At 42.3% G+C, this 19,397-nt stretch carries 20 protein-coding genes; 13 read left to right on the top strand and 7 right to left on the bottom strand.

The features are described 5' to 3' along the window. The first annotated feature begins 46 nt into the window (after positions 1–46). The 11 genes from N6B01_RS01720 (at position 47) to N6B01_RS01670 (ending at position 10,890) form a co-directional block, all read left to right on the top strand. On the top strand, positions 47–766 hold the full coding sequence (locus N6B01_RS01720; RefSeq protein ID WP_262079648.1) for an energy-coupling factor ABC transporter permease: 720 nt from the start codon (positions 47–49) through the stop codon (positions 764–766). Positions 767–893: 127 nt separating this feature from the next. After that, positions 894–1,976, top strand: a complete 1,083-nt coding sequence (locus N6B01_RS01715; protein WP_262079647.1) for an ABC transporter substrate-binding protein — start codon at positions 894–896, stop codon at positions 1,974–1,976. A gap of 49 nt (positions 1,977–2,025) precedes the next feature. Continuing rightward, positions 2,026–3,081, top strand: a complete 1,056-nt coding sequence (locus N6B01_RS01710) for an ABC transporter substrate-binding protein (RefSeq protein WP_262079645.1) — start codon at positions 2,026–2,028, stop codon at positions 3,079–3,081. A 138-nt stretch (positions 3,082–3,219) separates the two neighbouring features. Further along, complete coding sequence (locus N6B01_RS01705; RefSeq protein ID WP_182418621.1) at positions 3,220–4,257, top strand: ABC transporter substrate-binding protein; 1,038 nt, start codon at positions 3,220–3,222, stop codon at positions 4,255–4,257. Between the two features lie 151 nt (positions 4,258–4,408). Beyond that, the gene (locus tag N6B01_RS01700) at positions 4,409–5,401 is read left to right on the top strand and encodes a FecCD family ABC transporter permease (protein ID WP_262079644.1); all 993 of its coding nucleotides are present in this window, start codon (positions 4,409–4,411) and stop codon (positions 5,399–5,401) included. Beyond that, a complete protein-coding gene (locus N6B01_RS01695; RefSeq protein ID WP_182419594.1) occupies positions 5,401–6,222 on the top strand; it encodes an ABC transporter ATP-binding protein in 822 nt (273 codons plus the stop codon). The genes N6B01_RS01700 and N6B01_RS01695 overlap by 1 nt, the downstream gene beginning before the upstream one ends. Next, positions 6,223–6,660: a pseudoazurin gene (locus tag N6B01_RS01690; RefSeq protein ID WP_182418620.1), complete on the top strand. Its 438-nt coding sequence runs from the start codon at positions 6,223–6,225 to the stop codon at positions 6,658–6,660. It begins immediately after the preceding gene. 196 nt (positions 6,661–6,856) lie between these two features. Further along, the gene (locus N6B01_RS01685; RefSeq protein WP_262079643.1) at positions 6,857–7,975 is read left to right on the top strand and encodes a vWA domain-containing protein; all 1,119 of its coding nucleotides are present in this window, start codon (positions 6,857–6,859) and stop codon (positions 7,973–7,975) included. Positions 7,976–8,261: 286 nt separating this feature from the next. Next, positions 8,262–9,467, top strand: coding sequence for a pyridoxal phosphate-dependent aminotransferase (locus N6B01_RS01680; RefSeq protein ID WP_262079641.1), 1,206 nt, complete (start codon positions 8,262–8,264; stop codon positions 9,465–9,467). A gap of 159 nt (positions 9,468–9,626) precedes the next feature. After that, on the top strand, positions 9,627–10,532 hold the full coding sequence (gene rsmI, locus N6B01_RS01675) for a 16S rRNA (cytidine(1402)-2'-O)-methyltransferase (RefSeq protein WP_262079639.1): 906 nt from the start codon (positions 9,627–9,629) through the stop codon (positions 10,530–10,532). Further along, complete coding sequence (locus N6B01_RS01670) at positions 10,522–10,890, top strand: YraN family protein (RefSeq protein ID WP_262079637.1); 369 nt, start codon at positions 10,522–10,524, stop codon at positions 10,888–10,890. The genes rsmI and N6B01_RS01670 overlap by 11 nt, the downstream gene beginning before the upstream one ends. Here the strand turns inward: N6B01_RS01670 and N6B01_RS01665 are convergent. Next, positions 10,887–11,654 (bottom strand): ComF family protein, encoded by a 768-nt coding sequence (locus N6B01_RS01665; RefSeq protein ID WP_262079635.1) that lies wholly within the window; start codon positions 11,652–11,654, stop codon positions 10,887–10,889. The two genes, N6B01_RS01670 and N6B01_RS01665, sit on opposite strands and share 4 nt — an antisense overlap. 123 nt (positions 11,655–11,777) lie before the next feature. On the opposite strand from N6B01_RS01665, the gene N6B01_RS01660 reads away from it, so the two are divergent. After that, positions 11,778–12,689, top strand: a complete 912-nt coding sequence (locus tag N6B01_RS01660) for a methyltransferase domain-containing protein (protein ID WP_262079633.1) — start codon at positions 11,778–11,780, stop codon at positions 12,687–12,689. Here the strand turns inward: N6B01_RS01660 and cysQ are convergent. The 3 genes from cysQ to rpmB all read right to left on the bottom strand — a co-directional run bounded on the left by cysQ (position 12,686) and on the right by rpmB (position 14,619). Beyond that, positions 12,686–13,519: a 3'(2'),5'-bisphosphate nucleotidase CysQ gene (gene cysQ, locus N6B01_RS01655; RefSeq protein ID WP_262079632.1), complete on the bottom strand. Its 834-nt coding sequence runs from the start codon at positions 13,517–13,519 to the stop codon at positions 12,686–12,688. The genes N6B01_RS01660 and cysQ overlap by 4 nt on opposite strands. 93 nt (positions 13,520–13,612) lie before the next feature. After that, on the bottom strand, positions 13,613–14,248 hold the full coding sequence (locus N6B01_RS01650) for a VUT family protein (protein WP_262079630.1): 636 nt from the start codon (positions 14,246–14,248) through the stop codon (positions 13,613–13,615). Positions 14,249–14,325: 77 nt separating this feature from the next. Next, on the bottom strand, positions 14,326–14,619 hold the full coding sequence (rpmB, locus tag N6B01_RS01645) for a 50S ribosomal protein L28 (protein ID WP_182418611.1): 294 nt from the start codon (positions 14,617–14,619) through the stop codon (positions 14,326–14,328). Positions 14,620–14,836: 217 nt separating this feature from the next. Here rpmB and N6B01_RS01640 point away from each other — a divergent pair, with 217 nt between their 5' ends. After that, the gene (locus tag N6B01_RS01640) at positions 14,837–15,595 is read left to right on the top strand and encodes an SURF1 family protein (RefSeq protein WP_262079629.1); all 759 of its coding nucleotides are present in this window, start codon (positions 14,837–14,839) and stop codon (positions 15,593–15,595) included. Between the two features lie 151 nt (positions 15,596–15,746). Here N6B01_RS01640 and lldD read toward each other — a convergent pair whose 3' ends face one another. From lldD to lldP, 3 genes are read right to left on the bottom strand one after another with little or no spacing between them, the layout of a single operon-like run. After that, complete coding sequence (gene lldD / locus N6B01_RS01635) at positions 15,747–16,886, bottom strand: FMN-dependent L-lactate dehydrogenase LldD (RefSeq protein WP_262079628.1); 1,140 nt, start codon at positions 16,884–16,886, stop codon at positions 15,747–15,749. A 9-nt stretch (positions 16,887–16,895) separates the two neighbouring features. After that, positions 16,896–17,684: an FCD domain-containing protein gene (locus tag N6B01_RS01630; RefSeq protein ID WP_262079627.1), complete on the bottom strand. Its 789-nt coding sequence runs from the start codon at positions 17,682–17,684 to the stop codon at positions 16,896–16,898. Next, complete coding sequence (gene lldP / locus N6B01_RS01625) at positions 17,681–19,321, bottom strand: L-lactate permease (RefSeq protein ID WP_262079626.1); 1,641 nt, start codon at positions 19,319–19,321, stop codon at positions 17,681–17,683. Before lldP ends, N6B01_RS01630 begins: the two co-directional genes overlap by 4 nt. Positions 19,322–19,397: the final 76 nt, after the last annotated feature.

Genomic DNA, 19,397 nt, shown 5'->3' with positions numbered 1-19,397 from the left:
CTTTTGCTCAATTATTTTTGCACGGTGGGTGCAGGAAGGCATAAAAATGCATATTGAACCGGGCGTCGTTTCCGGCGCTAAAATTATTTTGAGCTATGCAACAGCATTTGCAGCTCTTGGTATTACAGCCAAATTGGCATTAAAGACAATTTTTCTTCAAAAAACCTCTGATAGCTTTCATCAAAAAAGCAAAGATGGCGGTATCATATCTCTTTTGGCGCGCAGCCTCATTACCACTGCCCTCGTTTTTACTTTTTTTGAAATCTTCCCCCATCATCCAGTGGGCGTTTCAGAAGTTCATCTTATCCTTGGATCAACATTATTTTTAATTTTTGGTGTCGCTCCAACAGCGATAGGGCTAACTTTAGGTCTCCTCTTACAAGGGTTGTTTTTTGCGCCCTTTGATCTTCCCCAATATGGTATGAATGTCACAACGCTATTGATGCCGCTTTTTGCTATGGCGTGGCTTGCCAATAAAATCATTCCACAAAATACCGCCTACAAAGATGTAAGTTATAAACAAGCCTTAGCTTTATCGACCAGTTATCAAGGTGGTATTGTTGCTTGGGTAGCGTTTTGGGCATTTTACGGCGAAGGCTTTAGTAGCGAGACAGCAGTTAATATTGGCAGTTTTGCCATTGCTTATATGAGCGTTGTCTTGGTGGAACCACTCATTGATCTTGGGGTATTATTCATCGCTAAAAGCCTGCATAAATTATCAAATTCCCCCTTTATTCAGCAACGGCTTTACCAAGCAATCAATTAAAAGCCCAAAACTTCTCCAATTAGCCGGAGTGTAAATCGCCTTGATTTACCTCCCTTTTAAAATTGCGGCGTTTCACTGCGGTTTTATATGCGGCTATTTCTTCATTTTAAAATTTTACGGAAAACCTATGCTAATCCAGACATCTTCTTTTTTTCAAAAAGTTTTAACATTGTCTTCGCTGGTTATTTTACCGCTTATCGCATTAAATAACACGGCAGAGGCTGCCTCTACCCAATATCCACTAAAACTTAATAATTGCGGCCGAGTTATAGAATTTAAAAAGAAGCCGCAAAATGTGGTTTCAGTTGGTCAAACCAGCACAGAAATTCTCTACCTTTTAGGCCTTAGTGACAAGGTTAAAGGCACGGCCTTATGGTTTGAGCCTGTCATGCCTGAATTTAAAGATATTGATGCACAAATTAAACGTCTTGCTGATAATGAACCAAGCTTTGAATCTGTAGTTGCCCAAAAGCCAGATATGATTGCCAATCAATATGAATGGACAATTGGCCCAGTTGGTGCAACTGCAACCTATAGCCAATTTGATGATCTAACCATTCCAGTTTACACATCGCCCGCAGATTGCGAGGGTAAGGATAATCTTGCCGGCAATGATGGTTTACGCACTACACCCTTTGACATGGACATTATCTATAAAGAAATCCATGAATTATCCCAAATTTTTGACGTGGAAGAGCGTGGTGATAAAGTCATTGAATCATTAAAGGCACGAGAAAAAGCCGCAATTGAAAAGGCAAAATCCCTTAATATCAAAGATATTTCCGGAATTATGTGGTTTTCAAGTTCCACACTGCAAGCAGATCCCTTCATTGGTGGACGTCTTGGCGCACCTGCCTATATGTTTAAAACTCTTAACATAAAAAATATTGCTCAATCGGATTTCGATTGGCCAACCATGGGTTGGGAAACAATTGCCAAGGATAATCCAACAATTTTGGTAATTGCCGATATGCAGCGCAAACGCTTTCCCGCCGATCATGCCGATGTAAAAATTAACTTCTTACAAGATGATCCGGTTACCAAGCTGATGAGTGCGGTTAAAGACCAGCGCATCATAACCATAAACGCTCAAGCAATGAATGGTTCAATCCATACCATTGACGGTATTGAACAGCTCGCTGACGCACTTATCAAGATACAAGAAAATCAAATGAGCGGGGCACAGATAGCGCCCAATAACCTCCATTAAAAATGTAAACCAATTTTAATATTGTCTTTCTCGACAAGGAAAATATCCTATGTTAGCAACTTTAAAAGACTATTTACCCAAAGCTACTTTTGCCGCCATCTCACTATTAGGCTTAAGCCTTGCACCAGCGCAAAGTGCTGAACAAAGCGCCTATCCATTAAAAATTAATAATTGCGGCCGCGTCTTGGAATTTCAAAAAGCACCGGAAAGTGTTGTTTCGGTTGGTCAAAATAGCACAGAAATACTTTATCTCTTAGGTCTTGGTGACAAGATAAAAGGCACAGCCCTTTGGTTTCAACCGGTAATGACAGAATTTAAGGAGCAAAATGATAAAGTTGAGCGCCTTTCAAATGATGTGCCAAGCTATGAAGCGATCATCAGTAAAAAGCCCGACCTTATTGCCAACCAATTTGAGTGGGTGATTGGGCCGGTTGGTGCAGCCGCCGGTTACGACCAATTTGAAGAAATAAATATTCCAGTTTACACCTCGCCTGCGGATTGCGAAAGCAAGGATAATTTAGCCGGTAGCGATGGCTTGCGCAGTAAGCCCTTTAACATGACGATGATCTATCAAGAAATTGATGACTTAGCACGTATTTTTAATGTTGAACCACGCGGCCAAAAACTAATTGCTGAATTAAAGGATCGTGAACAAGCGGCAATTAGCCGCATAAAGGCTTTACCACCGCAAAAACTATCCGGTTTCATGTGGTATTCAAGTCCAGCAATGGAAATGGAACCCTATGTTGCGGGACAATTGGGGGCACCTGGTTATATGTTTAAAACCCTTGGTATTGATAATATCATCAAGTCCGATTTTGACTGGCCAAATGTTGGTTGGGAAACCATTGTAAAAGCAGACCCATCAATTATCGTCATTGCCAAAATGCAGCGCCGCCGTTTTCCTGCCGATGATATCAAGGTCAAGGAAGAATTTTTACAAAATGATCCAGTCGCAAGCCTCATGTCTGCAGCAAAGCAACATCATATCATCGAACTTGATGTGCAAGCGATGAATGGTACTATTCATACAATTAAAGGCATTGAAGCTTTAGCAGATGCCATTAGTAAAATGAATATAACTGCAAGCAATTTAAAAGAGTAATATTACTTAAATATGTATCCCGTAACATTGTCACAAGAAAATTAGAAGAATTATAAGCTAGATATTCTTCATTGACAGCCAATTTGAAACGTGAGTAATAAGTTCACATTATTGTGAAAACCCATTCAGGATTATATCATGTTCAATTTAAAGTTCGGAAATTTGGTTAAGGCAAGCACTGCAATTGCTGCCTGCCTTTTTGCAACAGTTTCGTTTGCGCAAGCTGAAAAAACCCAGTACCCGTTAACAATTAACAATTGCGGACGGGTTCTTACCTTTGATAAAGCACCGCAAAGTGTTGTTTCTGCAGGTCAAAACAGCACTGAAATTTTATATCTTCTTGGTCTTTCTGATAAGGTAAAGGCAACCGCACTTTGGTTTAACCCAGTTTTGCCTGAATTTACCGAAGTAAACAGCAAGATTGAGCGTCTTGCTGACAATGTTCCAAGCTTTGAATCAGTTGTTAATAAAAAGCCTGACCTTGTTGCTAGCCAATATGAGTGGCTTGTTGGCCCTGTTGGTACCATTGGCACTTATGAGCAATTTAATGAGGTGAAGATTCCTGTTTACAATTCACCTGCTGATTGCGATGGCAAGGATAACTCAGCCGGTAGTGATGGTCTTCGTAGCACACCGTTTGAAATGGCTTTGATCTATAAAGAAATCGACGAATTATCAAAAATTTTCGACGTGCAAGATCGCGGACAAGAAGTAATCAATAGCTTAAAAGCTCGCGAAAAAGCAGCAATTGAAAAAGTAAAAGGCCTACCAAAAGATAAAATTTCTGGTTTTATGTGGTATTCAAGCATGGAATTAGAAATGGATCCTTATGTTGCAGGTACAAAGGGCGCACCAAACTATATGTTTGAAGTTTTTGGCATTAAAAACATTATTGCTTCAGAACATGAATGGCCAATGGTTGGTTGGGAAACAATCGTTAAATCTAACCCAACAATTATCGTTGCTGCAACCATGGAACGCCGCCGTTTTCCTGCCGATGATATCAAGGTCAAGGAAGAGTTTTTACAAAAAGATCCTGTTGCAAGCTTGATGGATGCTGCTAAAAACAAACATATCATTGAGCTTGATGTGCAAGCTATGAATGGTTCAATCCATACAATCGAAGGCATTGAAATCATTGCTGACGCTTTGGAAAAATTCAACCTTGATAAATAATAAAACAAGCGCATTTGCCTTTAAAGCAAATGAAATAATTTAACAAATATAATATCTTATATACTCCGCACTGTATAATTAAAGCAATTGCGGAGTATGTATTAATGGGCTGGTCGAAATAATGTCATATACTTTCCGATTGAAACCGCTTATGTTTACTTTTATTGCCATTATACTCATTAGCTTGGCTCTTATGATGGGGGCAGCAATCGGTGAAACGACCATTCCCTTTCAAACGGTTTATGAGACTATTGCTTTAAAATTATTTAATGCGAAAGTGGATATAAGCGCTATTGATGCAGGTATAATCTGGCATTATCGTTTGAGCCGCGCGGTGGTTGGCGCCTGTTGCGGTGCAAGCCTTGCGCTATGTGGCGTGGTGTTACAATCCATATTAAGAAATCCACTTGCTGATCCTTATTTGTTGGGTATTTCTGCAGGCGCCTCAACTGGTGCTGTTTGCGTTATGATTATGGGAACAGGCTTGGGGGTAATTTCCATGTCAGGCGGCGCCTTTATTGGTGCTTTGGTTGCTTTTGTCTGTGTTGCCCTTCTTGCCTTTCGCATAGGCCGCAGTGCAGCAGCTGTTATTCTTGCCGGTATTGCCGGTGCCCAATTTTTTAACGCTCTCACCGCTTTTATCGTTACACGCGGCGCCGATGCAGAACAGGCACGCGGCATTATGTTCTGGTTGATGGGTAATCTATCCACTGTACGTTGGGTAGATGTGTCAATCGCCTTTCCAGTAACGATTATCGGTTTTGTTATCTGCCTATTTTTTGCACGCGCGCTTGATGCCTTTGCCTTTGGCACCGATTCCGCCGCATCGCTTGGTATCCCAGTGCGCTGGGTATGCGGCATTTTAATCACTTGCTGCGCTTTAATGACCGCAGTCATGGTAAGCCTTGTTGGTGCTATCGGCTTTGTTGGCCTTGTTATTCCCCATGCAGCACGTGCACTTGTTGGTACACGCCACCAAAGGCTTATTCCAGTATCAGCCGTTATAGGCGCAATATTTTTAATTGCTGCTGACATTGTTTCACGTATCATTGTACCGGGGCAAGTTCTACCAATCGGCGTTATAACTGCCTTGGTCGGCGCGCCAATATTTGCGTTTATTCTCGTTACCAAGAAAGAGATGTAATCATGTTAAGAGCTGAAAATCTTTTTTGGAGTGTTGGCGACAAAACAATTATCAACAATGTTTCGCTACAGGCAAAACCTGGCCATTTTTTAGGAATTATTGGTCCCAATGGTTCGGGGAAAAGTTCGCTCATGTCGCTGCTGACGGGGATCAGAAAGCCTTCTCAAGGCAGCGTTTTCCTTAACAATAAGCCATTAAATTCTTTAAAACGCATCGAAATTGCCCGATGCCTTGCTTTTATTGAACAACATGCCGATACAGGCGAGCGTATCAGTGTGCGCCAAGCTGCTGAACTTGGTCGCACACCTTATCTATCAGTATTATCACCTTTTTCCCAAAAAGATCATGACATTGTTAATGAAGCGCTTACCAAAACAGATATGCTCAAAATGGCGGATCGTATTTGGCAAACTTTGTCGGGGGGTGAAAAACAACGCGTGCATTTTTCACGCGCACTTGCTCAACAGCCTGAAATATTGCTTCTTGATGAACCAACTAACCATCTTGACATTCATCACCAAATGGCACTTTTAAGCCTTGTCCGCAATCAAGGTTTAACAATCATTGCCGCCCTTCATGACCTTAATCATGCTGCGATGTTTTGTGACGAAATTGCTGTGCTTGATCAAGGAAAAATATTTGCACAAGGCAGCCCGAAAGAAGTAATGACAGAGGAAACTATTCGTCAAATATTCAAGGTTGAAGTTGAAATCATGACGCGCAAATGCGGCAATTTGAACATTAGCTATATTGCACCACAAAAAATCAAGAAAATGCCTTTAGAAACAGGCGCATCACAAACAATAAGGAATTGTGCTTAAATGTTACGTGTTTTATTGGCCATTATCGGCCTTATGTTCCTTTCAGCTCCGGTTATGGCTGAAACTTTTGAGGTAAAAATGCTTAATCGTGGCGATAAGGGCCCAATGGTTTTTGAGCCAGATTATCTTAAAATTAAGCCAGGTGACAAGGTTATCTTCAAGGCAACCCATCGCTCGCATAATGCTGCGTCAATCAAAGAAATGATGCCAGAAGGCGCAACACCTTTTATGGGCAAAATTGATGAAGAACGCGAAATTACTTTTGACGTACCTGGTTTTTACGGCATTAAATGTACACCGCATTATGCCATGGGCATGATCATGATGATTAAGGTTGGCGAAGCTACCATGCCAGATGCTTACCGCGAAGTAAAACAACCAGGCGTTGCACGCAAGCGTTTCGATGAAATATTTGAGCGTATTGACGCTGGCGAATAAGTTTTAATTTAGGGCATTTTACATAATTAGTATAATGCCCTATTTTTTGTAAATATTATCATTATATATTCATTTACCAATCAAACAAAAAAAATACAACAATACATATTAATAACTCATTTATTTTAAATTAAAACAATATTAAGCCGCATTTATTTTCCATTATTAAAATATCAACAATAAAATGGAAATATACATGCTAAAACCTATTAATTTATTTGTAAAAACTATTTTTATAACTGCTATAACCTCAACTTTTGCTTTTCACGCAAGTGCTGAACAAAGCAATAACAAACAAAAGGTTGAAGTTGCATTTGTGCTTGACACGACTGGCTCTATGGCGGGTTTGATTGATGGTGCAAAGCAAAAAATTTGGTCAATCGCCAATACCATTATTGATGTTAATCCCGATGCTGAAATTCGTATGGCACTTATTGCTTACCGCGATCGGGGTGATGAATATATCATTAAAACCTATGATATGAGCAGCGATGTACAAGGCTTATATGGTAAATTAACCAAGCTTGAAGCTGACGGTGGCGGTGATACCCCAGAATCTGTAAATGAAGCCCTTGATGAAGCTGTACGCAAGCTTGAATGGACCAAAGGCGATGATACAAAACGCATTATTTTCCTTGTTGGTGATGCGCCGCCCCATATGGACTACCCCAATGCACCGCTTTACCCCAACGTGTTAAAACGCGCTGTTGCTGATGGTATCATTGTTAATACTGTACAAGCGGGAGATGATAGGGAAACCAAAAAGATTTGGCGCGAAATAGCTCAACTTGGCCATGGTCGTTATATGCCAATACCGCAAGATGGTGGCAGAATTACTGTGATTAACACACCTTATGATGACCAAATCATTGTTATACAACGAAAAATTGATAAAACTGTTTTGCCTTATGGCAATCATGACGAACGTGAAGCACTCACGAACAAAATGGAAGAGAAGGCAGAAGCGCCAGCACCAGTTCAAATCGATAATTCACGTTTTTATTCTAAGAAAAGCGGTAGCAAAGAAGTGGTAACCGGTGGCAATGATTTAATTACCGATGTAAAAAATGGCACGCAAAAAATTGAGGAGGTGCAAGAAACATCGCTACCCGATGAGCTGCGCGGTAAATCTAGCGAAGAAAAAAATGCGATCGTTGAAAAAACATCGCAAGAGCGCAGCAAATTAGAAGCCGAAATGTCTGCCCTCATTGAAAAGCGCGATGCCTATATTGCCGAGCAAAAATTAAATCCCGATAAGGACAATAATTCGTTTGATAGCGTTGTAAAAGAAACTTTACACGATCAATTAAAATAACAAAATTTCAAGATATTTTTCTACCCGTATGATCGGGTAGAAATTTCTATTTTTAAAATATATTTTGTCCTATAATGATAAATTAAAACTGTTCTTAATAGATTTATTGTTGCGTTAATAATAAATTGAATAAAACCTTTATATGCCATTTTTTTTGGTAAAATTGCTGTGCGATCATTGCACTTTTTTTCATATCAGCGCATAGAATAAGACTTGCGTTTTTTTAACGCCATTTACCAGAGATATTTCTCTTTGTTTCGCCATATCAATTTCAGGAGATACTATTATGGCATTCCTTGCTGACGCTCTTTCTCGTGTTAAGCCATCTGCGACTATTGCCGTTGCCCAAAAGGCTCGTGAACTCAAAGCCCAAGGTAAAGATGTTATTTCGCTTAGCGCTGGCGAGCCAGATTTTGACACTCCAGACAATGTAAAGAATGCCGCTATTGAAGCGATTCGTCGCGGCGAAACCAAATATACACCTGTCTCCGGTATTCCTGAACTAAGACAGGCTATTGCTGCTAAGTTTAAACGCGAAAACGGCTTAGACTACAAGCCAGAGCAAACAATTGTTGGCACCGGCGGCAAGCAAATTCTTTTTAATGCTTTTATGGCAACCTTAAACCCAGGTGACGAAGTAGTTATAGCTGCGCCTTATTGGGTAAGCTATCCTGAAATGGTACTGCTCACCGGCGGTACACCCGTTTTTGTTAACACACGCCATGAAGACAATTTTAAATTGCGCCCAGAAGCCTTAGAAGCTGCAATTACACCAAAGACCAAATGGTTTGTTTTCAACTCCCCTTCAAATCCATCAGGTGCGGCTTACACCCATGATGAATTAAAGGCTTTGACCGATGTGCTTATGCGCCATCCTCATGTCTATATCCTAACTGATGACATGTATGAGCATTTAACCTATGGTGATTTTGTTTACACCACCCCTGCGCAGGTTGAACCCGGTCTTTATGACCGCACCTTGACAATGAATGGTGTTTCAAAAGCCTATGCGATGACTGGTTGGCGTATTGGTTATGCGGCCGGTCCTTTAGCCTTGATTAAAGCGATGGATATGGTGCAAGGCCAACAAACATCCGGTGCTTGTTCAATTGCGCAATGGGCGTCAGTAGAAGCGCTAAATGGCCCACAAGATTTCATCCAGAAGAACAAAGCAATTTTTCAGGCTCGCCGCGATCTTATTGTGTCGATGCTTAATCAAGCAACGGGCATTGAATGCCCAGTTCCTGAAGGTGCATTTTATGTTTATCCATCTTGCGCAGCACTTATTGGTAAAAAGACCGAGGATGGCAAGGTAATTGCAACCGATGAGGATTTTGTAACCGCATTGCTAGAAGCTGAAGGTGTTGCGGTTGTTCATGGCTCAGCCTTTGGTCTTGGACCAAATTTCCGCATTTCCTATGCAGCATCGGAAGAAATGCTGGAAGAAGCTGGCAAGCGGATCCAACGTTTCTGCGCAAGCCTTCGCTCGTAAAAATTGCGACTTGAGCTTATATTCTATTGTGTTTGTGCCATGCTTCTTGTCAATAAGAACGTGGCACAAATTTTATAAAATACATAGTCAACACACAATCATTAGCGTTGGCAACACACTGGCAAAAACGCACCAAAGCCGATAAGTTAAGAGAAAAACATGACCCAGAATGAAGATAGTAAGCGCTACATTATCGGTGCTCATAATTATCAAGCCCCAGTAATTGAAAACGCGCTTTATCTTGTTTCAACGCCGATTGGCAATCTTGGCGATATCACCATTCGCGCGCTTGAAGTTTTGGCGGCTTGTGATGTCTTAGCTTGTGAAGATACGCGCACAACACGGGTTTTGCTTGACCGTTATGCCATTCACAAAAAAGCCGTTAGCTATCATGAGCATAACGCGCAAACAAGTGGCCCAATGCTGATTGAATCCTTGCTTTCAGGTAAATCTGTGGCTCTTGTTTCTGATGCCGGCACGCCTTTGATCTCTGATCCGGGTTTTCGTCTTGTTACGCAAGCGCGTGAAGCCGGAATTAAAGTTGTCCCCATTCCCGGTGCATCAGCGCTGTTAACCGCGCTTGTTGCCACTGGCTTACCTACCGATAGTTTTTTCTTCAATGGTTTTTTGCCAACCAAAAAAGGGGCGCGCATCAAGCAATTGCAAGATTTAAGCCACATGGATACAACGCTGATCTTTTATGAATCGCCCCACCGTGCGGTTGAAACCCTTGCCGATATGGCGGAAGTTTTCGGGGCTGATCGCCCTGCAGCTTTTACCCGTGAACTTACCAAAACCTTTGAGACTTTCGATTGCGATAATTTAGGCAATTTGGCACAAAAATATGCAGAGGTTGATCGTATTCGCGGCGAGATTGTTTTGGTAGTTGGTCGGCCGCTTGCTAAGGAAAAGTCTTTTGATGCCAATGATATCGACGCCCTGCTGCTTGATTTAGCAAAATCTATGCCAGCCCCAAAAGCTGCCCAAGAAGCTGCATCAATTACCGGGCAAAAACGTCAAGAGCTTTATTTGCGCCTGATGGCTTTAAGAAGCAATGACACGTAAACAGCCAAAGAAAACAACTTATAAAAAGGGCTTGCGCGCTGAGAATATCGCCGCCCTTTATTTATTGTTAAAAGGTTATTGGATTGTTGCGCGCCGTTTTAAAACCAAAAGCGGCGAAATTGATTTAATTGCAAGGCGTGGTAAAACCATACTGATTATTGAAGTAAAAGCACGAAAAGATCTTATGTCTGGTCATGATGCAGTTGATTTTATGAGCCAAAAGCGCATTATGGCGGCAGCAGATATTTGGCTTGCCCAACAAAAAGACGCTGCATCTATATCGCTGCGGTTTGATGTTATCATTATTCGGCCTTGGCGGCTTCCCACTCACATTAAAAATTTTGCTTCTTTTAATTAAAGCAAGAAATCAAGGCGATGCGAAAAAGTTAAAACATCTACCTTTGCCGCGCCGCCATCCTTTAAAGCTTTGGCTGCTGCACGCAAGGTTGAACCGGTGGTTAACACATCATCAACCAGTAAAATACGTTTATTTTTAAGCTTATCGCGATATTTATCTGGCACTTCAAAGGCATTGGCGACGTTTTTTTGCCGCTCTATTTTAGTTAAACCAACTTGCGGCGGTGTATTTTTATGCCGCAGTAAAGCTTGCGGGTAAAATACAATTTTTTTTTGCTGGGCAATATTGCGCCCAAGCTCTGCTGCTTGATTATAACCACGCTTAAAAAAACGAATATGATGAAGCGGTACCGGTATTATAAAATCTTTCTCGATTAAGAGTTCGCGCCCTGCTACCACCATCCATTTTGCCATCCATGGCGCAAGTTCTGTACGATCACCAAATTTTAAACGGCTTACCAATGTTCGCGCTAGACCATCATGGACAAGCACCGCACGCGCGCGGTCAAAAGGCGGTGGGTTATTTAATGCTTGCACTGATAATAGCTCACCTTCCAAACTAAATTTATGTGGCGTACCCATGACGGGACAAAAGGGCGGCGTTATAAACTGCAACTTTGCCCAACATTGCGGACAAATAGTACCGGTTTGCGCAACCAAAACACCACACCCAACACAAATAGGTGGAAAGAGCACATTTCCTGAGAAAATACCAATTTCTTTGAACAAGCGTAAAATATTTTGCCGCCAAGATAGTTCTTGCATGATAAAGCCCCCGCTTCTTAGCAGAATTGTAAAACAATCTTTCAAAAAACAAAACTGCTAATTATAAACTCAAATCAAAGCGCTTTAAATTTGCTGTAAAAAATGCTTTAAGCATTTTGATGAATGCCCCTTTTTTGCAATGAGATTGTTTTGAGCCAAAACCCACAAATCTTCGACCTTGATTTAATTGAATCTTATCGTCACCGCGCCTTAAAACATAAGGATAGCGGCGTTGATTTTTTATTAAAACGCATGGCTTTAGATTTGGAAGAAAGACTGCAACCGGTTGAGCGTATATTTGAAAATGCGTTAGACCTGCATGGCTTTAACGGTGTTGTGGCCGATAGCATGGGGCGGAGCCAAAAAGTAAAAAGCATTACTCGTATTGAAACAAATAAGCACTTTGTTGATGACACTTATAACGCCTTAATACGCAGCCGCGAGTTTTTGGATTTACCTGCAGAATCAGCTGATCTTATCGTTTCACTGCTTTCGCTTCACCTGACCAATGACACACCAGGTGTCTTTATTCAAATTCGCCAAGCACTGCGCCCCGATGGATTGTTTTTAGCCTGTCTTGCAGGGGCTGGCACTTTGGGTGAATTGCGCGAAAGTCTTTTACAAGCTGAAAACGAAATTTATGGCGGCGTAAGTCCGCGTATTTACCCATTTATTGATGTGCGCGATGCCGGTGCTTTACTACAAAGGGCAGGCTTTGCCATGCCGGTAAGCGATATTGAAAGTGTCACCGTGCGCTATGACAATGCTTTTGATCTGATGCGCGATTTACGGCAAATGGGCATGCAAAATGCTTTATTTGACCGCTCGCGCCGCCCTGTTTCAAAACGCTTCTTTATGCGAGTAGCAGAAATCTATGCTTCACGTTTTGCCGATAGCGATGGGCGTATTCGCGCAACCTTTAATTTTGTTTGGCTTTCCGGTTGGGCCCCTCACCCAGATCAGCAAAAACCATCAAAACGTGGCTCAGCCAAAGTTTCGCTGGCTGATGTCCTAATGCCACCAAAATCAAACTAATTGTAAGACGAGGTTAGTGTTTTAAAAGCCACTTCATCGCCAACTGCAAAAAAAATACCTTGTTTATGGCAAGGATCAGTACCTGCATCGAGTGCGCCATAGTGAATAGGATTTCCTGCTTCATCAACCATTGTGCCGCCAGCAGCTCTTAAAATGGCATCACCCGCCGCAACATCCCACGTCATACATGGTTCAAAGCGCGGATAAATATCGGCTTTACCTTCGGCAACAAGGCAAAACTTTAGCGATGAGCCAACCGCCAAACGATGCTCAACCTGATGATTATCGAGCCATTTATCGGTTATCGTGCAGCGGTGCGAGCGACTCATCACCGCAATTGGATTGCTTGGCATTTGCCGTGTGCTTAGTCTTACCCCATCACCTTTTTTGCCATGGGTAACATGATATAAAAATGCCCCATTGGGACTACCGACATAAAGCTTATGTTCTGCCGGTATAAATATCACCCCTAATAAAGGACAATAGTTGTCAATCAAAGCAATATTGACGGTAAATTCGCCATTTTGGGCAATAAATTCGCGCGTACCATCTAATGGATCAACGAGGAAAAACCGTGATGCCAAGTTTGTTTTAACGCCGCTTGCCACCTCTTCCTCGGCGATAATTGGAATATCAGCGAAAGCTTTGCGTAAAGTGGCTAAGATAATCGCTTCCGCCCCTTGGTCAGCGATAGTCACTGGAGAATGATCGCTTTTTTCTTCAATCAATATCGGTTGTTGATAATGCGCCATAATATAGTTGCCGGCCTTTACACTGGCAGCACACATAATTTCTAAAATTGCATCGTAACTTATAGATGAATGAGGCATTTTACCCAAATTGCATTAGCATGGATCAACTGTCTATTATAAACTTCAATAAAGCAAAAAGCTCTGAATTTATCAGAGCTTTTTAAAAATTGATTATTTACTTACTTTGCTTTTGTTGTAAGTCGCAGGGGAAAACAGGGCGAGAAATGTACCATAGGGCAGCAGCATAAATATTGCCATCGCCACCTTCACCCAAAAATCACCAATCGCAAGCGATAACCAGATGGCAATATTTCCACCCCAAAATGCGGTTGTGCCGGCAATTGACTGATCTGGCAAACCCGTTGCAGTATCAATAAACCCAAATACTGGTGCAAAGGCAAGCCCAAAGAAAATCAACGTATCAAGCACAGAGCCGGCAAGCGCTGCCGCAAGCGGTGCCTGCCACCATGTACGTTGGCGCAATGGGCTAAAAACAGCAATATCTAATAATTGGGCAAAAAGGAAAGCAGAGCCTGATGCAATGGCAAGGCGCGGTGTTGCTAATATCCATGACACGCCAAGCCCAGCTATAAAGCCAGCATAAACAACATAGCGGGCAATTTGGGGCCCAAAACGCCGATTGGTCAAATCATTGATAAGAAAAGCAAAAGGATAGATAAAAGCGCCATAGGTGAGCACATGCTCAAGCCCAAACCACGAAAAAGGGTATTGCACTAAAATATTGGAGGCAGTAACCGCCACACACATGGCAAAAATGGCAAGAATGACAGATTCGGTCTTTTTCATTTTTTTAACCTGGGTAATGGAACCAGAAAAAAGGCTGGCGAAAGCCAGCCCGATGATTCTTTTCGCTGGTTAGCGACTTAAGCAGCTTGTTCAGCTTGCTTTTTAACGATTTGACGCTTTAAAAGACGTGCACGTTGAGACAATTCAACATCTGCAGCCTTTACGAGGAAAGCATCAAGACCACCACGATGTTCTACCGAGCGCAATGCATGGGCAGATACACGTAAACGGTAGCTCTGACCGAGAGTATCGGAAATAAGAGTTACATTGCAAAGATTAGGCAAAAAGCGGCGACGCGTCCTGTTATTGGCGTGGCTCACATTATTGCCGTACTGTACTGACTTACCGGTCAATTCACAAGCGCGGGACATGATATCACCTTCTAAATGGTTTGTAATCTGATAAAAAACTGTATTGAATAGATCTAAAAGTTAAATCATAATCGCACAATTGCCATCAGGAATTTTTCAAAAGTTGGGTTTCTATAGGGGTAGATGGGCAAAAGGTCAAGTCTTTTTCGATCTATACAACTAAACTGCGCCAATATTGACACTTTTATTATTAAATTTGCATGGTAAAAGAGAAACTATGATGACAAAAACAAATAATTCGACCTCAGAACAAAAAGGCTTTGGCTTTTGGACCATTATGTTTCTTGGTCTGTGTACCGTGCTTTTTTGCTTATTTATGGCGCTTGGCATTTGGCAGGTGGAACGCCGTGCGTGGAAGCTTGATCTTATTGCCAAAGTAGAACAGCGTATCCACCAACCCGCGGTTGATGCGCCCAACAAAGACAAATGGCCAGATGTAACAAAGGATAATGACGAATATCTACCTGTTAAAGTTCATGGCCATTTTTTAAATGACAAAGAGATTCTCATTACCGCCGTTGCCGATGCGGGTGCAGGCTATTGGTTAGTGGTACCTTTTGAAAAAGATGATGGCACCATTGTCTTTATCAATCGCGGTTTTGTGCCCATGGATCGTTCGGATCGCGGCTCACGCAAGGGGGGCGAAATTGATGGTGAAACCACAATTCAAGGCTTGCTTCGCATGGGCGAAGGTGAAGGTTATCTCATGCGTAAGAATAATCCGCAAGAGAATCGCTGGTTCACCCGCAATATCCCTGCCATGGCACAAAAATTAGGGCTTAGTGGCGACAATGTTGCGCCCTATTTTATTGATGCTGATAAAACACCCAATATTGGTAAAGTGCCAATTGGCGGCCTTACCGTTGTGGAATTTAGAAACAACCATTTAGGCTATTTTTTAACCTGGTTTACCTTAGCAGCTGGCATGGTTTTAGCGGCTGGCTACATTATTTATACCAATAGACGCAAAACATAAACTTATCCGCTAAAGGCTTTTAATCCCTACACCATTGGTTTATTGGCTAGATAGGCATTAAAAAATCCCCATATTGACGTTAATCAATATGGGGATTTTTATAAAACCGATTAAAAGCTATTTTGCATTTAAATTTATTTTTCTTTTAAACTTATTTTTCTGGCACAAGCGAACGGGAATCAATTTCAGATATGCTTTTCGCTCCCGTTAGTGCCATAGCAACGCGCATTTCCTTGGCAAGAATATCAAGCATATTGCAAACCCCTGCTTCACCCTCTGCAGCTAAGGCATAGGCAAAGGCACGCCCCACCATAGTAAAATCAGCGCCGAGCGCCAACATACGCACAACATCAAGCCCGGAGCGAATACCGCTATCTGCCACTACTTTTAAATCGCCCTTAACGGCATTGGCAATATCTGGCAAAGCGCGACATGATGATAAAACACCATCAAGTTGCCGACCACCATGGTTTGAAACAATAACACCATCAGCACCAAAACGCACAGCATCACGCGCATCATCAACGTCCAATATGCCCTTGATAAGCATTGGACCTTTCCAAAATTCGCGAATCCACTCAAGATCTTTCCAACTGATCGATGGATCAAAATTTGCACCAAGCCAACCAATATAATCTTCTAAATTAGTTGGTTGGCCACGATAGGTAGAAATATTGCCAAGATCATGTGGCTTACCTTTAATGCCAACATCCCAAGCCCAAGCAGGGTGAGTTGCACCTTGGAAAACTTGCTTTAATTTGGCATGAGGGCCTGACATGCCAGAATGTCTATCGCGATACCGCGCACCTGGCACCGGCATATCTACGGTAAACACCAAGGTTGTGATGCCAGCTGCTTGTGCGCGCTCCAAAACATCACGCATAAAGCCGCGATCTTTAAGCACATAAAGCTGAAACCAGATTGGCTTTGGCGATTGGCTTTGCACTTCAGCAATCGGGCAAACTGAAACGGTTGATAAGGTAAAAGGCACATTGCGAGAAGCTGCAGCTTTTGCCGCCTGCACTTCACCACGGCGTGCATACATGCCAGTCAAACCAACTGGTGACAAACCGACAGGCATGGCAAATTTTTCACCAAATATTTCTGTTTCCAAACTTAACTCGGCAACATCTTTTAATATACGTTGACGCAGAGCAATATCGGATAAATCAGAAACATTTCTTTTCAGCGTATGCTCAGCATAAGCACCGCCATCAATATAATGATAGAGAAAGGGGGGTAATTTGCGCCTTGCGGCTTCGCGATAATCGGAAATAGAAGATATAATCATAATATTTACTCACATATTTTTAGCGGTGCGGCTTTGCTTGGCGCTTTGCGCTCGCAATTTGCGTGCCGTATCATCGTCTATTTGCTTAATTGTTGTTACAACGAAATCAAGATGAGTATTGGAGGCGTTACGCGCGCCTTCACAATCATTACGCTCGATTGCTTTATAAATAGCCTGATGCTGTTCAAAAATCATATCAAAATTACGTGGCACATTATAAAGCTTTTTATGACTTTGCGAAATATTAAGCTGCAAGAGCCCAAATAAACTAGACATAACTTGCTGCAAAATAATATTGTCAGAAGCCTCGGCAATTGCCATATGAAAAGCCGCATCGAGCCGCGCCTCTTCATTGGCATCAACCTGCCCATGGCCATTTTGTATAGCATTAAGGCATTGCAAAATGCGGCCCTTTGCCAGCCTATCGGCGCGCATCGCCGCATAATAGCAGGTTGCGCCTTCTAGCGCTTCTCTGGTTTCCAAGACATCATGATGATAGCCATTTCTCTCAGTCAGAAGCGGCGTAAGCGGAGTAATAATAGTTTTATCTGCCCAAACCTCTGGCATAGGTTCACCAACCACCATACCAGATTTGCGCACTTCAATAACACCGCGTACAGAGAGTTTGCTAACAGCTTCGCGGATTGTTGCCCGCGAAGCATTGAGTAAGCCAACCAAAGCGCGTTCTGAAGGCAAACGATCGCCTGCTTTCAAACTTTGCTTTTTGATAAAAGCCTCAATTTCATTTTCAATGCGTAAAGAAACACTATGAGGCTCTATTGACTTTAAAGATGTCATGCAGGGATCATCCACGGCAAGACATAGGCCTGAATGGTGGTAATAATACCAACAAAAGCACATAATGCGAGTGAGTGTTTAACTGTGAAGCGGAAAAGATCTGACTCCTTACCGACAAGTCCAACAGCCGCACAGGCGATCGCAATTGATTGCGGTGAAATCATTTTACCGGTTACGCCACCTGTTGTATTAACTGCAACCAATAGAACATCTGAAACGCCAATTTGGTGAGCTGTTGTTGCTTGTAACGCGGCAAACAAGGCATTTGACGAGGTATCGGAACCGGTTACAAACACCCCTAACCAACCAAGGAAGGGCGAGAAAAAAGTAAATGCCGAACCAGTATGCGACAAAGCAAGTGCCAGCGTTGTTGAAAGCCCTGAAAAGTTGGCGAGAAACGCAAAAGCCAATACCATACCGATAGAATAAATCGGCACGGCCAAATCTTTTAGGGTTGTGCCAAATGTTGCGATGGCTTTTGCCGGCTTCATGCCAAGGACAATAATCGTCAAGATTGCCGCCAACAAGATTGAAGTACCCGTTGCCGAAAACCAATCAAACTTATAAATTGCTGCTAAAGGAGCATTGGGATCGACAATGGGTTGGGTTTTATGCACCAGATTATGCAAATAAGGCACTTGTAGCTGCGAAACCCAACTTTCTAACGTACCACCTGATTTGAATAGATTTTTAAATGGTACAATACTCCAAAGGCTAACAAATACAGTCAATATGATAAAAGGTGACCACGCTTTGACAATTTGTCCCGCCGTAAAATGGTGCGCTTCATTTTCAGTCGCTGCATCATCGAAACGGAAGATGCGCTTTGGCTGCCAAAAGCGTAAAAATACCGGCAAGATGATCAGTGTGGCAATGGCTGCTGTAATATCAGGTAATTCTGGCCCAATAAAATTGGCAGTGAGATATTGCACCACGGCAAAAGAACCACCGGCAACTAAAATAGCTGGCCATGTTTCACGCACACCGCGCCAACCATCCATAATCAAAATGAGCCAAAAAGGTACCAAAATGGACAAAAGCGGCAATTGGCGACCAGCCATTTGACCAATTAAAAATGGATCAATATTGGAAACCTGCCCAGCAACGATAATCGGAATACCCATGGCGCCAAAAGCAACCGGCGCTGTATTAGCAATAAGACAAAGTCCTGCTGCATAAAGCGGACGGAAGCCAAGGCCAACAAGCAAAGCGGCAGTAATAGCAACAGGTGCACCAAAACCTGCAGCGCCTTCCAAAAATGCGCCAAAAGCAAAGCCAACTAGCAATAATTGAATACGCTGATCGGGAGTAATACCTAAAATCGAATTGCGGATAATATCAAATTGCCCTGTAGCGACTGATATCTTGTAAAGAAATACTGCACCAACAATAATCCAAGCAATTGGCCATAGCCCATAAAAAAAGCCGTAAACACCTGATGCCAAGGCGGCGCTTATCGGCATTTTATAGACAATAATTGCGATAAGAAAAGTTAGCAACACGGTAATAGTACCGGCAAGATAACCTTTCATTCGTAACATTGTTAGTGCAATAAAAAAGAATAAAATAGGAATTGCCGCGATAATGCTGGAAAACCATAAATTACCGACGGGCATATAATTCTGTACCCACTCCATCTGCATCCTCCTCCAAGGTTGGTCAGACCAAAATATGTATATATATTTATAAACATCAATATATATGGGAGTCAAC

The organism is Bartonella sp. HY406, from assembly GCF_025449315.1.
In the GTDB taxonomy this organism is placed as follows: Bacteria; Pseudomonadota; Alphaproteobacteria; order Rhizobiales; family Rhizobiaceae; genus HY038.
The sequence above is the reverse complement of the archived record's forward strand: the minus strand, read 5'-3'. Positions and strand labels throughout refer to the sequence as shown.

Coding starts and splice junctions, on each gene's coding strand:
- N6B01_RS01720 (WP_262079648.1), top strand. CDS start 47: ATGCATATTGAACCGGGCGTCGTTTCCGGCGCTAAAATTATTTTGAGC.
- N6B01_RS01715 (WP_262079647.1), top strand. CDS start 894: ATGCTAATCCAGACATCTTCTTTTTTTCAAAAAGTTTTAACATTGTCT.
- N6B01_RS01710 (WP_262079645.1), top strand. CDS start 2,026: ATGTTAGCAACTTTAAAAGACTATTTACCCAAAGCTACTTTTGCCGCC.
- N6B01_RS01705 (WP_182418621.1), top strand. CDS start 3,220: ATGTTCAATTTAAAGTTCGGAAATTTGGTTAAGGCAAGCACTGCAATT.
- N6B01_RS01700 (WP_262079644.1), top strand. CDS start 4,409: ATGTTTACTTTTATTGCCATTATACTCATTAGCTTGGCTCTTATGATG.
- N6B01_RS01690 (WP_182418620.1), top strand. CDS start 6,223: ATGTTACGTGTTTTATTGGCCATTATCGGCCTTATGTTCCTTTCAGCT.
- N6B01_RS01685 (WP_262079643.1), top strand. CDS start 6,857: ATGCTAAAACCTATTAATTTATTTGTAAAAACTATTTTTATAACTGCT.
- N6B01_RS01680 (WP_262079641.1), top strand. CDS start 8,262: ATGGCATTCCTTGCTGACGCTCTTTCTCGTGTTAAGCCATCTGCGACT.
- rsmI (WP_262079639.1), top strand. CDS start 9,627: ATGACCCAGAATGAAGATAGTAAGCGCTACATTATCGGTGCTCATAAT.
- N6B01_RS01670 (WP_262079637.1), top strand. CDS start 10,522: ATGACACGTAAACAGCCAAAGAAAACAACTTATAAAAAGGGCTTGCGC.
- N6B01_RS01665 (WP_262079635.1), bottom strand. CDS start 11,654: ATGCAAGAACTATCTTGGCGGCAAAATATTTTACGCTTGTTCAAAGAA.
- N6B01_RS01660 (WP_262079633.1), top strand. CDS start 11,778: ATGCCCCTTTTTTGCAATGAGATTGTTTTGAGCCAAAACCCACAAATC.
- cysQ (WP_262079632.1), bottom strand. CDS start 13,519: ATGCCTCATTCATCTATAAGTTACGATGCAATTTTAGAAATTATGTGT.
- N6B01_RS01650 (WP_262079630.1), bottom strand. CDS start 14,248: ATGAAAAAGACCGAATCTGTCATTCTTGCCATTTTTGCCATGTGTGTG.
- rpmB (WP_182418611.1), bottom strand. CDS start 14,619: ATGTCCCGCGCTTGTGAATTGACCGGTAAGTCAGTACAGTACGGCAAT.
- N6B01_RS01640 (WP_262079629.1), top strand. CDS start 14,837: ATGATGACAAAAACAAATAATTCGACCTCAGAACAAAAAGGCTTTGGC.
- lldD (WP_262079628.1), bottom strand. CDS start 16,886: ATGATTATATCTTCTATTTCCGATTATCGCGAAGCCGCAAGGCGCAAA.
- N6B01_RS01630 (WP_262079627.1), bottom strand. CDS start 17,684: ATGACATCTTTAAAGTCAATAGAGCCTCATAGTGTTTCTTTACGCATT.
- lldP (WP_262079626.1), bottom strand. CDS start 19,321: ATGGAGTGGGTACAGAATTATATGCCCGTCGGTAATTTATGGTTTTCC.